The organism is Bacillus cereus group sp. N8, assembly GCF_016483685.1.
In the GTDB taxonomy this organism is placed as follows: Bacteria; Bacillota; Bacilli; order Bacillales; family Bacillaceae_G; genus Bacillus_A; species Bacillus_A proteolyticus.
Genome location: NZ_JAEHBK010000011.1, coordinates 98428 through 110517 on the forward strand (window position 1 = coordinate 98428; position 12090 = coordinate 110517).

Below are 12090 nucleotides of genomic sequence, written 5' to 3' on the forward strand. Positions count from 1 at the left end.
TATAAAAAGAATGTTTCTATCAGGCAATGAATTATGAAAATATTAGCTATTAATGGGCGTGCTTTGTAGGAGAAATCATGGTTTATCCCGCTATTTGCCGGGTAGTAAGACCCCAACCTCAAAATTCAGCGAAAGCAAAGAAGTTAGGTGGGGGGCGTGCTGTCCGTAAAGCACGATTGGTGAAGGTTAATAATCAGTGGGGGATGAACAAAACCCACTGATTATAAAGTTTCACTTTATAAGGTGCTTATCTATTGGTTAGTGTGGAGGGGACGACTCTAGCGCGCATTAGTTGAGAACGTATCCAATTTATATTTAATTTTATTAACTCACACCATTCACAAGATTTTCACAGAACTAATGACTATACTAATTAACAGGATGTTCAAATGAAAATGATTATCAATAGCGATTTGGGTGCATAAAAGTTACTATCTAATTCAATCTATGGACTTTATCATTTTCGAACTAAATTACATTATAAGGAGTATACGTATGAAAAAATCTATGCTTTTAAAATTAGTGAGTATTCTAGCAATCTTCACTTTAATGTTAGTAGCTTGCTCGGATTCAAGTAAGGAAACTTCGAAGGCTAATAAAGGTGATAGTAGTGATAAGCCAAAAACGGTTGAAATCACTGATGCTCATGGAACTGTTAAAGTCCCTGTAAATCCAAAGAATGTAGTTGCTTTAGATAATAGAACTTTTGAAACTTTAGCTGATTGGGGAATTAAATTAGCGGCTGCTCCAAAGGATGTAATGCCTGCAGATTCAGCATATGTAAAGGATGAAAAAGTTCAAAATATTGGAAATCACCGCGAACCAAATCTTGAAATTATCGCAGCGGCAAACCCTGAACTTGTAATCGTTGGTCAAAGATTTGCTAGTCATTACGAAGAGATCAAAAAATTAGTGCCAAATGCAGCTGTTATTGATCTTAATGTTGATGTTTCTGAGAAAGCTACTAAGCCTGGTGAAAACTTAGTAAAAGGACTTAAAGATTCTACAATTGCTTTAGGGAAAATCTTTGATAAAGATAAAGAAGCTAAACAATTAGTAGCTGATTTTGATAAATCTATTGAAAAAGCAAAATCTGCTTATAACGGAAAAGATAAAGTTATGAGTGTTATCGTTACTGGTGGAAATATTGGTTTTGCTGCTCCACATTCTGGTCGCGTTTGGGGACCGATGTATGAAATTTTCGGTTGGACTCCAGCACTAGAAGTTTCTAATTCTACTGCAGGTCATAAAGGTGATGACGTTTCTGTTGAAGCTATTGCACAAACAAATCCTGATTGGCTTTTCGTTTTAGATCGTGATGCTGCAACATCTGATGCAGCTACTTCAGCTCCTGCTAAAGATGTTATTTCTAAATCACCTGCTCTTCAAAACACAACTGCTGTTTCTAAAAAACAAGTTGTTTATGCACCAGAAGATACTTACACAAATGAATCAATTCAGACTTACATAGAGTTATTTGGTAATATTGCAAAAACTTTAGCTAAGTAGTGTAAAGGAGTACGAAACAGTGTCAAAAAATATAATTTCTAGGGTTGAGAATACTTCTCAACCCCAGTTTTATAATCACAATAAATTATGGACAAAACCTTTTATAATCGCGATTATGATTGTTATAATTTTAGGGATTATATCACTGTTTACTGGAGTTTATGATATACGCGGACAAGAGGACGGAATGGAGATGTTTTTCATAACTCGTGTTCCGAGAACAGTTGCATTAATGCTTACTGGTGCTGCAATGGCGATGGCAGGACTCGTAATGCAACTCATTACACAGAATCGTTTTGTTGAACCTACTACAACGGGGACTATTGAATGGTCAGGCTTAGGCCTGCTTTTTGTATATTTATTATTTCCTGCCCCGACTTTAGTTCAAAGAATGACTGGTGCAATCATTTTTTCTTTTATAGGAACTATGATTTTCTTTTTATTTTTAAGAAGAGTTAAACTTCGTTCGTCTTTAATTGTCCCGATTATTGGATTGATGCTTGGAGCAGTTATTTCTGCAGTGTCTACTTTTTTGGGACTCCTTTTTCAAATGACGCAAAGTATTGAAACTTGGTTTGTAGGTTCATTTGCTAACGTTCAGGTTGGAAGATATGAATATTTATGGCTGATTGTTATCATTACTTTGCTTGTTTTTATGTATGCTAATAGATTGACTTTAGCTGGACTAGGAGAAGATGTCGCAACAAGCCTTGGAGTTAATTACAATAGAATTGTTCTTTTTGGGACTGGCCTTATCTCTGTTGCAGTTGGAATTGTTGCAGCTGTTATTGGACACTTACCTTTCTTGGGATTAATTGTTCCAAATATTGTTTCGATGTTTAGAGGCGATGATCTTAGGAGTAATTTACCTTGGGTGTGTGTGATCGGAATGGGGACAATAACTGCCTGTGACATCATTTCTCGAACAATTATAAAGCCGTTTGAAGTACCTGTTTCTTTAATACTTGCAACAGTGGGAGCAGTCGTGTTTATTACTATTTTATTAAGGCAAAGAAAACCAAGGAGGCTACGATGATCACATTAGAATATAAAAATAAAGAAAATGTCGAAATCGATTCTAGCCTTCATAATGAAAGTAGATCAGCTAGTGCTTTTCGTTCTAAGAAGGAAGCAAGACGTTATTGGATTGTACTGATAACATTGATTGCTTTAGGCCTCCTTTCTTCATATGGACTTTTAGTTTATAACAATCCAGTTCCGATAGATTCACCTTCTTTTATCCCAGTTGTTAAGAGAAGGATAGTAGCTATTGTTGCAATGATTATTGCAGCTGTTTGCCATAGCTTGTCGACAGTTGCTTTCCAATCTATTACGAATAATAAGATTATTACGCCTTCGCTTTTAGGTTTCGAATCACTTTATTCAGCAATTCAAACGAGTACAATATTCTTCTTTGGTGCTAGTGCATTGATAAATTTTAATGGAATTGGATCATTTTTATTTCAAGTCGTTGTTATGGTCTTTATGAGTTTGATACTTTATGGATGGTTACTTTCCGGTAAATACGGGAATTTACAACTTATGCTTTTAGTTGGAATTATTATTGGTACCGGGCTAAATTCTGTGTCAACTTTCATGAGGAAACTACTTGCGCCTTCAGAATTTGATATTTTACAAGCGAGATTATTTGGTTCTGTTAATCATGCAGATCCTGCATATTTTCCTATTGTAATTCCTATGATCATAATTGTAGCAGTATTAATTTTTGCTCATTCTAAGAATTTGAATGTTTTGTCACTAGGAAAGGATGTTGCTACTTCTTTTGGAGTTAAATATCAACCTAGTGTAATTTATACGCTTGTATTAGTTGCTATTTTGATGTCCATTTCAACAGCTCTAATTGGGCCACTTACTTTCTACGGCTTTTTAGTAGCAACTTTGAGTTATCAGGCGGCGTCAACTTATGATCATAGATATATTTTTCCGATGGCTTTTGCAATAGGATTTTTAATAATGACGAGTGCATACTTTTTAATGTATCATGTATTCCATGCTCAAGGTGTAGTTTCAGTTATTATTGAATTATTTGGTGGAATCATATTCTTAACTATAGTTTTAAGGAAGAGGGCTTTATGATAAAAATTGATAATGTTAAAAAGTTCTATACTGATAAGGTAAAAATAGGACCTTTGGATATTGAAATACCAAAAGCAGGCTTTACTTCTTTAATTGGACCAAATGGCGCTGGAAAGTCAACGACACTTTTGATGATTGGCAGACTTTTAGATATGGATGAAGGTCAAATTCAGGTAGCGAATATGGATGTTTCTGAATCCAAATCAAAAGACCTAGCAAAAGTTTTGACTATATTGCGACAAGAAAATCATTTTGTAACTAGGCTTACTGTTAGACAATTAGTTGGATTTGGGCGCTTTCCTTATTCAAAGGGAAGATTAACTAAAGAGGATGAAGCTATCATTTCTAAATATATCGATTTTTTAGATTTAACTAATTTAGAGAATAGATATTTAGATGAGCTTTCTGGTGGTCAAAGACAAAGGGCATATGTAGCGATGGTATTGTGCCAAGAGACTGAATATGTACTTTTGGACGAGCCTCTGAATAACCTTGATGTTGCTCGTTCTGTTCAAATGATGGAGCATTTGAGACGTGCAGCTAATGAATTCGGAAGAACAATTCTGACTGTTATGCATGATATAAATTTTGCGGCTAAATATTCTGACAAAATTTGTGCTATGAAAGATGGACAAATTGCTGCTTTTGGAACAGTAGAAGAGGTTATGGACCCAGAAATTTTGACAGATATTTTTGAAACAAAAATAGAAATTATCAATGGTCCTTATGGTCCAATCGCTGTTTATTAGTTACAAAATGTAAAAAAATACTGTAACTTGCGTAGATTATGCAAGCTACCCTAGTTGAAGTTGCTGTCTGTATTTTATAGGCAGCAGCTTTTTTTATGTGATTGCTCATGATGACTCTTAATGTTTCTGGCTGCTGGCAACAGTCCCTCAGGTATTTCATTACTTCTGGTCCTGTGACGCTTCCAACAATAAACTTGTAGATTACTCATAAAATGCAAAAGAATGCTTCACCTTTTCAAGTATCTACCAAACGAAAAAAATATCTCTGTATAACTTTTTATAAGAATTCAGCTTGTTTTTTTGTATGTAATATTGCATATAAGAGTGTATTGATAAAAGTGTAAGGGGTCACTATAATGAGGGCATAAAGATAAATCACATTTTCATAGCAATAAAAAGGAGGAAATAATATGGAAATCGCAATGGCAGTTTTGAAATTTGTAGGTGGCGTAATCCCGTTAATTCAAGAACTTTTAAAAGCATTTATGTAGGTTTATTAGTTAGCTATCATTTATCAATCATTATCATATTTTACTAAAAAAAGAACGGGGTGATTTTTCTGAATATTAAGAAAAACACTAAAAGAAGAAAGTTCCTTGCATGTTTATTAGTTAGTCTATGCACTATTAATTATTCATCTATTTCCTTCGCAGAAACACAAGCAAGTAATGCAACTGATGTAACCCAAAATGCTAGTGGCATTGATACTGGTATAGCAAATCTTAAATATAATAATCAAGAGGTTTTAGCTGTAAATGGTGATAAAGTAGAGAGTTTTGTTCCGAAAGAAAGTATCAATTCAAATGGTAAATTTGTAGTAGTGGAACGCGAGAAAAAATCACTTACAACGTCACCAGTCGATATTTCAATTATTGATTCTGTAGTGAATCGCACGTATCCAGGAGCTGTACAACTTGCAAATAAAGCTTTTGCAGACAATCAACCGAGTTTATTAGTGGCTAAGAGAAAGCCTTTGAATATTAGTATAGACTTACCTGGCATGAGAAAAGAAAATACAATCACTGTCCAAAATCCGACATATGGTAATGTGGCTGGAGCAGTAGATGATTTAGTATCTACTTGGAATGAAAAGTATTCTAAAACACATACGTTACCCGCAAGAATGCAGTATACAGAATCTATGGTTTATAGTAAATCACAAATCGCAAGTGCCCTTAACGTTAACGCCAAATATCTTGATAACAGTCTAAACATTGATTTTAATGCGGTTGCAAATGGAGAGAAAAAAGTGATGGTAGCGGCATATAAGCAAATATTTTATACCGTAAGTGCTGAACTACCTAACAATCCATCCGATCTTTTTGATAATAGTGTTACTTTTGGTGAGTTAACTCGTAAAGGTGTAAGTAATTCGGCTCCACCTGTTATGGTCTCAAATGTAGCTTATGGTAGAACTGTTTATGTAAAATTAGAAACAACATCTAAGAGCAAAGATGTACAAGCTGCTTTTAAAGCCTTACTTAAGAATAACAGCGTCGAAACGAGTGGACAGTACAAAGATATTTTTGAAGAAAGTACCTTTACCGCTGTAGTATTAGGCGGAGATGCGAAAGAGCATAACAAGGTTGTTACTAAAGATTTCAATGAAATCCGAAATATCATTAAAGATAATGCTGAATTAAGTCTTAAAAATCCAGCATACCCAATTTCATATACAAGTACTTTTTTAAAAGATAATGCAACTGCTGCTGTTCATAACAATACAGATTATATCGAGACGACAACTACAGAATATTCAAGTGCTAAAATGACACTGGATCATTACGGTGCTTACGTTGCGCAATTTGATGTATCTTGGGATGAATTCACATTTGATCAAAATGGTAAAGAAGTACTAACACATAAAACATGGGATGGTAGCGGCAAAGACAAAACGGCTCATTACTCTACAGTTATCCCTCTTCCACCAAATTCAAAAAATATAAAAATCGTAGCAAGAGAATGTACTGGTCTTGCATGGGAATGGTGGAGAACAATTATTAATGAACAAAATGTTCCATTAACAAATGAAATAAAAGTTTCAATTGGAGGAACAACATTATACCCAACTGCTAGTATTAGTCATTAGGTATAAAAAAGCGCCCTGTAAGCAGGGCGCTTTTTTACTTAGTCACAAATTTTACTCTTTCCAAAACTGTTCCAATAGAATGACAAGCATGGTACCCACAAGTAATCCATTACTTAAAACATATTGTAAGGAAGAAGGAATTCCGCTAAATGCACTTTCTGGAAGAAACATTATTCCCAAACTGATTAATAATGAAATTCCTAATATAGTTAATCGGCGTTGATTTAATTCTTCACGTAAAATGGATTGAAATGAAATGCCTATTACTTGGACAAATGTTGCTAAAAGTGCAGCATTAGCAATAGGACCTGGTAGCAAGGATATAAAGTTTACAATTGAGGGGATAAAAGAAATACCTGCTAATATAAGACTTGCTATAAGAAACGACTTCACTTTTTTTTGGCCTGTTAGTTGAATAAATCCTGCTGATGCAGGTAATGGTACAATTCCAATTGTAGAGAACAATGACGAGATAATATGTGATATACCTCCGACCCATACACCACGGTTCAGTGTTTGCTTTTCATGTTCTTTAGATAACGGAGCCACTTGTTTTACAGCCGAAATAGCAGCAATTGTATTTGCAACTAAAAGAAAGGTAAATAAAGTCGCAGTTAGAGTCATTCCAATATCGAATCTAGGTGTGCCCCAAGAAAATAGCTCTGGTAACTTAACTAACGGTGTGTGTGAAGGCATATGAGATGATTTTCCTAATACAGCATACAAAAGCCAACCACATGAAATTCCAAGTAACACAGCGTAACTTTTCATCCATCCTTTCCCTTTAATTGATAAGAAAGTAATAAGGGCAAAAACAAAGAGCGCAATAGTAGCCGTTGTATAATCAGGATGAGTTACAGCTCCTTGTAATCCCATCATTCCTTTTAGTAACACACCACTAAGCTGAAGAGATAATATTAAAAGAAAAGTGCCTGTAACCAAAGGTGTAAATAAGCGTAGAATTCGATGAACAAGCCCTGTTATACCAAGAACGAAGAGTAATATACCTGCAATAATTAACCCGCCTTCTAAAAGTTGCAACACGTCTTTTGCGCTTTGGCCCTGATGCATAGCTACTTGTCCCAGTATGACAAATATACTTACCCATGAACCGGCTGGACCATCTGCTATGGGATAGCGATGCCCAAACCATGCTTGTATAAATGAACTTACTCCCACGACTAAAAAAGTTCGCTGCATTAATGTTGAGATATATTCTATTGATAAATAGAATATGCCACCAATAATTATAGGCAATGCAATTGCATTTGCTAATAAAAACACAAACCACTGTAGAATACTAAAGCTCGTATTAAAGTATTTTTTATTCATATTAGTCTCCTTTGCCGAAAAAGAATCTCATAGTAAAAATCCACCCTTTCTATACAGTTAGATTAAAAAGGATGGATTTTGTAAATCTATAAAATCATTTTAATTATATAGATAGATTTTTAATTAATTACCATGTACGGAACGGTAAGAATTTCCCGTTAAGTGTAATAACGATACGAGGATCGCCACCTTTTGGATCTTCTTGTGTATCCACACCTAGATTGAAGTTAATTGCACTCATTACACCTTCGCCAGCTTTTTCTAAGATTAATTCTCTAAGAGTTGGTGCGTATTGTAACATCATTTCATATAATCGATATAAGATTGGGTCAGTAGGAGGCATTTGCATTACTTGACCTCGAAGTGGAACTACTGTTAATGCCTGAACTACTTCTTCATCTAATTCTAATAGTTTACCAATTTTTTCTGCTTCCGGACGTGTCATTGTAGCTTGTCCTAATAATGCTGTTACAACCCAAGTCTCAGAGTTTTCACTTACTTTTGAAATTTCTTCCCATGTTAAACCTTTTGTGATTTTTGCTTCCATAATTTTTTGCGTAGCTTCTTGTCTATTCATATCTAATAACTTCCCTTCATTTAAGTAATAATTAATTTTTCATACCATGTAATGTTTTATATCCATCAACTACTAAATCTAATTTACCTGTGTGAGGATCAATAACTAAACCATGTACAGGAACATCTTTTGGAATAAGTGGATGATTTCTTACTAAATCAACATTAGCTTGAGTTGAATCGCAGACATCATCGAATCCAAATAACCATTTTTCAAGGTCAACACCAGCATATTCAATTGCTGATAAAATTTCTGGTGAAGCTACTCCGCGATCTAATATTTTTTGAAGTGTTCCTTTTGGATTAGTTTGGCTTGCACCACATCTATGGTGTCCGATAAGATAGATTTCATCTGCATTTAGATCATATACTGATGCTACAACACTTTGCATAACACTATCGAAAGCAGAAGCAATTTTACCACCTGCATTTCTGATAACTTTTGCATCACCATCGTGTATATCTAAAGCTTTTGGAAGTAGCTCAATTAAACGAGCATCCATGCAAGAAACAACAACCATACGTTTTTTAGGCATTTTTGTCGCTTCACAAGGAGTGTATTCCTCATTTTCTACAAATTGTTCATTGAACGATAGGATTTCTTGTAATAACATATTTGTAACCTCCTTTAAATCTAGATGTATTTTTTTGTTGCGTCCTCTATGTTATAGGTGAATATAACTGATAAATAATGTGATGTAAGAGGATAAACTAAGTATAGTGAATTGTATCGATAAGCAGAATAAGCTGGCGAAACACTTTCTGGCTTTCTACTTTCACGGTGAAAGGATTGGTTTATATCATTGATCAAACAGATTTTGAGATACTAAAATTATTAGGAGAAAACTCAAGAATACAATGGAAAGAACTTGGTCAGAAAATACATATGACGGGGCAGGCTGTAGGAAATCGAATTCGAAGGTTAGAGGATTTAGGGATTATTGAGCAATACACAATCGCAATAAACCGAATCAAATTAGGACAAGTAGTGACTGCGTTTGTTACTTTGTTCGTAACAACAGCTAACCATCATGAGTTTATGAATTTCTTTCAAGGAGAAGAAGGGATTTCTGAAGTACATCGTATAAGTGGTGATGGATGTTATTTATTAAAAACACATTTTTCTTCCAATGAAGAGTTGGATAACTTTCTAGGACGACTATTAAAGTACGGGAATTACCGTGTTAACCTATCAATAGGGAAGTTAAAATAAACTTTCTGCAAGTTTATGGTTCTTTTTGCTTGTGGCTAAGACATGGTTCAACAAATAAAAGGAGTATCTCTTATTTAATAAGAGATACTCCTTTTATTTGTTTTTAATAATTATTGATTATTTCACATCTGATTTTTCTTTTTTCATTATTTACTTTTGACTAGTGAAGGGAACTTTTTTAACATCAAAACCCCTGCGCTGTATGCAACAGAGATTCTATTATTACTTATCTGACGGTATGATCCTATTTCATTTTATAGCTTATTTAGAAGAATCATGTGCAGGTTTTGATTTAGTGTCCTTAGGCATTTCAAAGGTTTGATTATGGTTAGATTTCACATCTTCGTTAGGAATTGCTGGCACTGCGTCTTCAGGTGAATTATGGATTGGCGAAGAAGTTGTTGTTCCATCTACACTTGTTGTAACTGATATTGGTTGATTTTGATCAATTTTTGTACCTTTGTCCATCTTTTTTGCGGATTCTTTTTCATTTTTATTTGTTTGTCTCCATTCTATTTTTTTATTCGATTCTAGTTTGTTCGTTTTCATATCTTTTGTATCTACTGCACCACCCGCTAATAATCCTGTACTTAAAAGTGTTCCTGCTAATAATGTTTTAAACATTTTCCATTACCTCCTTGTTTAAGATTACATTTAGCATAAAACGAGTATCTGGAGTTTATTTGGAGTTCATCTAGATTTTATGTAAGTTTTGCATGTAGGGGCACCATACGAAAAAAGAAAATTGTGCGTTTGGACAAAAAGTAGCCGATTCCCTGTATGTTAAGGAACCGGCTACTTTATATACTACCTTTTTATGATTATGAAATTAAAAATGATAGAGTAGAAATCAGGTATGAAATAAATGTAAGTAACACAAGGAAGAATATAAGCATGGTATTGGATACACATCGTTCTATTCTTTTTTTCATTCAAATTTACTTTATTTTTTCAATTTGGTAGGATCAATTTGAAGTTGACCTTTCCAAGAACCAGCTACTTTTCCAATTCTGCTTATATTGATATCTAATGTAAGTGGTTGTTTGAAAGAATTTTTCCCTTCAGGACCTTCGATAAATGTAATGACACCTTCTGGTCTATCCTTAAAACGAATACCTATATGCTTTAATTCTTCACCTGATGCTTTTAGTTCGAATGGTCCACCATTTGCTCCTTGAATAAATGCTAATTGTCCGAAGTACCCATCTTTCTTATACTCTGGTTTTTTTTCTTGTTGACCATTTACTTTGCCGTCATCTTCAAGTTGTAACCCCGTTGTATCAAATTCAAACGGTACTACATTTCCATTTTCTTTTTCAATTTTGTAATGAACGGATATACGTGCATCCGCTACATATAATTCTTTCAGATATACTGTAACACCTTGATCTGTAATCTTTTCATCAAGAGGAATAAATTGCCCTTTTGTAACGTCTCTTCCTTCATCGATAATCGTATCATTTGAAATTGCATTGGAAAAATAAGAGGCAACACCTGTAGCTGCCACTCGAACTTGTGGAATCATGGCTGTTGAAAAAAGCCCTGCTACCGCTACTGCTATATACATGAAACGTTTTGATTTTTTATTCATATTTGTAAATAATCCCTTCTTCTGTTCAGGTTTTTGATTGATATAAGAAACATCTTCTAATTTCGCGCGACTTTCAAATGCTTTCCACGCTTGGTCTACATCAATTTTGATTTCCTTTGATGAATGTACTATTTCTTCCTCTAACATGACATTTTCCCATTGATTTAATTTACTAATTTCTAGTAATAAGTCTTGGCATGCGTTACACGTATCTAAATGTTTTGTGAATTCTTTTCTTGTCTCATAAGGTAATTCCCCATCCATATATGCTTGAATAAATCCCACATCATAACAATTCATTTATTAAGCCTCCTCTAATTGTTTATAAATCTTACGAAACTTTTGTTTGGCTCGGACCAATAATGTTCCAATAGAAGATATGTCGATTTGAAGCACTTCGGCAATTCCCTTATACTGAAAACCAGAAAATTTCATCAATAAAATGGTTCGATCTCGTTCATCCATGTTACGGAGTACCATTTGTACCTTTGTAATTTCTTCTTGTCTAATCCAGTCATCATCTAATGATGAAATATGTTGTACTTCATGATATTGTATGGTTTTATCTACTCTCGCCTGATGTCGTTTTTCAGATCGTAGATATTTATACGCTACATAAGTAGAAGATTTTATTAGCCATCCAGGTAAGTGTTCAATTCTCTTCCAATCGTTGCGATATAGCTGTAAAAAGACTTCTTGGGCTAATTCTTCAGCGATAGTCTGATTTTTGACAATCCATACGATCTGTTTCACAACGTAAACATAGTTTTGTTTAAACAAATCTTCAAATGTCACATCCGAAAAAGGCCTGTCTTCCTTTTTTATTTTTAACATGTCAGTTAAAACCTCACTCTCATTTGATGCCTGTATTATAGAGAACCCGGAATAACGGGTTTTGTGACAAAATTTTTTATTTTTTTATTATGTACGAAAA

Annotated in this window: 12 protein-coding genes; 6 read left to right on the forward strand and 6 right to left on the reverse strand. The window is 34.2% G+C overall.

Annotated features, from left to right (window positions below; all coding sequences use genetic code 11):
- Window positions 1-495 precede the first annotated feature (495 nt).
- The 5 genes from JDS80_RS17370 to alo all read left to right on the forward strand — a co-directional run bounded on the left by JDS80_RS17370 (window position 496) and on the right by alo (window position 6444).
- Complete coding sequence (locus JDS80_RS17370; RefSeq protein ID WP_199639368.1) at window positions 496-1509, forward strand: siderophore ABC transporter substrate-binding protein; 1014 nt, start codon at window positions 496-498, stop codon at window positions 1507-1509.
- 19 nt (window positions 1510-1528) lie between these two features.
- Entirely contained in the window at window positions 1529-2545 is a 1017-nt protein-coding gene (locus JDS80_RS17375) for an ABC transporter permease (RefSeq protein WP_098888408.1), read from the forward strand.
- The gene (locus tag JDS80_RS17380; protein WP_098888407.1) at window positions 2542-3606 is read left to right on the forward strand and encodes an iron chelate uptake ABC transporter family permease subunit; all 1065 of its coding nucleotides are present in this window, start codon (window positions 2542-2544) and stop codon (window positions 3604-3606) included. The genes JDS80_RS17375 and JDS80_RS17380 overlap by 4 nt, the downstream gene beginning before the upstream one ends.
- Entirely contained in the window at window positions 3603-4355 is a 753-nt protein-coding gene (locus tag JDS80_RS17385) for an iron ABC transporter ATP-binding protein (RefSeq protein WP_002139178.1), read from the forward strand. Before JDS80_RS17380 ends, JDS80_RS17385 begins: the two co-directional genes overlap by 4 nt.
- Before the next feature lie 550 nt (window positions 4356-4905).
- The gene (alo, locus tag JDS80_RS17390) at window positions 4906-6444 is read left to right on the forward strand and encodes an anthrolysin O/cereolysin O family cholesterol-dependent cytolysin Alo (RefSeq protein WP_098888406.1); all 1539 of its coding nucleotides are present in this window, start codon (window positions 4906-4908) and stop codon (window positions 6442-6444) included.
- A gap of 51 nt (window positions 6445-6495) precedes the next feature.
- On the opposite strand, the gene JDS80_RS17395 is transcribed toward alo, so the two are convergent.
- The 3 genes from JDS80_RS17395 to JDS80_RS17405 all read right to left on the reverse strand — a co-directional run bounded on the left by JDS80_RS17395 (window position 6496) and on the right by JDS80_RS17405 (window position 8966).
- Complete coding sequence (locus JDS80_RS17395; RefSeq protein WP_199639369.1) at window positions 6496-7776, reverse strand: purine/pyrimidine permease; 1281 nt, start codon at window positions 7774-7776, stop codon at window positions 6496-6498.
- A 127-nt stretch (window positions 7777-7903) separates the two neighbouring features.
- On the reverse strand, window positions 7904-8353 hold the full coding sequence (cynS, locus tag JDS80_RS17400) for a cyanase (RefSeq protein ID WP_071748062.1): 450 nt from the start codon (window positions 8351-8353) through the stop codon (window positions 7904-7906).
- 31 nt (window positions 8354-8384) lie between these two features.
- Window positions 8385-8966 (reverse strand): beta-class carbonic anhydrase, encoded by a 582-nt coding sequence (locus JDS80_RS17405; protein WP_199639370.1) that lies wholly within the window; start codon window positions 8964-8966, stop codon window positions 8385-8387.
- 167 nt (window positions 8967-9133) lie between these two features.
- Here JDS80_RS17405 and JDS80_RS17410 point away from each other — a divergent pair, with 167 nt between their 5' ends.
- Window positions 9134-9565 (forward strand): Lrp/AsnC family transcriptional regulator, encoded by a 432-nt coding sequence (locus JDS80_RS17410; protein WP_071748064.1) that lies wholly within the window; start codon window positions 9134-9136, stop codon window positions 9563-9565.
- A gap of 261 nt (window positions 9566-9826) precedes the next feature.
- On the opposite strand, the gene JDS80_RS17415 is transcribed toward JDS80_RS17410, so the two are convergent.
- The 3 genes from JDS80_RS17415 to JDS80_RS17425 all read right to left on the reverse strand — a co-directional run bounded on the left by JDS80_RS17415 (window position 9827) and on the right by JDS80_RS17425 (window position 11990).
- On the reverse strand, window positions 9827-10189 hold the full coding sequence (locus tag JDS80_RS17415; protein WP_199639371.1) for a hypothetical protein: 363 nt from the start codon (window positions 10187-10189) through the stop codon (window positions 9827-9829).
- A gap of 319 nt (window positions 10190-10508) precedes the next feature.
- Window positions 10509-11456: a DUF4179 domain-containing protein gene (locus JDS80_RS17420; protein WP_199639372.1), complete on the reverse strand. Its 948-nt coding sequence runs from the start codon at window positions 11454-11456 to the stop codon at window positions 10509-10511.
- Between the two features lie 3 nt (window positions 11457-11459).
- Window positions 11460-11990: an RNA polymerase sigma factor SigX gene (locus tag JDS80_RS17425; RefSeq protein WP_199639374.1), complete on the reverse strand. Its 531-nt coding sequence runs from the start codon at window positions 11988-11990 to the stop codon at window positions 11460-11462.
- Window positions 11991-12090: the final 100 nt, after the last annotated feature.

Excerpts from the sequence above, each read along its gene's own strand:
- JDS80_RS17420 (WP_199639372.1), bottom strand. The coding sequence starts at position 11,456 with ATGAATTGTTATGATGTGGGATTTATTCAAGCATATATGGATGGGGAA.
- JDS80_RS17415 (WP_199639371.1), bottom strand. The coding sequence starts at position 10,189 with ATGTTTAAAACATTATTAGCAGGAACACTTTTAAGTACAGGATTATTA.
- JDS80_RS17380 (WP_098888407.1), top strand. The coding sequence starts at position 2,542 with ATGATCACATTAGAATATAAAAATAAAGAAAATGTCGAAATCGATTCT.
- JDS80_RS17395 (WP_199639369.1), bottom strand. The coding sequence starts at position 7,776 with ATGAATAAAAAATACTTTAATACGAGCTTTAGTATTCTACAGTGGTTT.
- cynS (WP_071748062.1), bottom strand. The coding sequence starts at position 8,353 with ATGAATAGACAAGAAGCTACGCAAAAAATTATGGAAGCAAAAATCACA.
- JDS80_RS17385 (WP_002139178.1), top strand. The coding sequence starts at position 3,603 with ATGATAAAAATTGATAATGTTAAAAAGTTCTATACTGATAAGGTAAAA.
- JDS80_RS17425 (WP_199639374.1), bottom strand. The coding sequence starts at position 11,990 with ATGTTAAAAATAAAAAAGGAAGACAGGCCTTTTTCGGATGTGACATTT.
- JDS80_RS17370 (WP_199639368.1), top strand. The coding sequence starts at position 496 with ATGAAAAAATCTATGCTTTTAAAATTAGTGAGTATTCTAGCAATCTTC.
- JDS80_RS17405 (WP_199639370.1), bottom strand. The coding sequence starts at position 8,966 with ATGTTATTACAAGAAATCCTATCGTTCAATGAACAATTTGTAGAAAAT.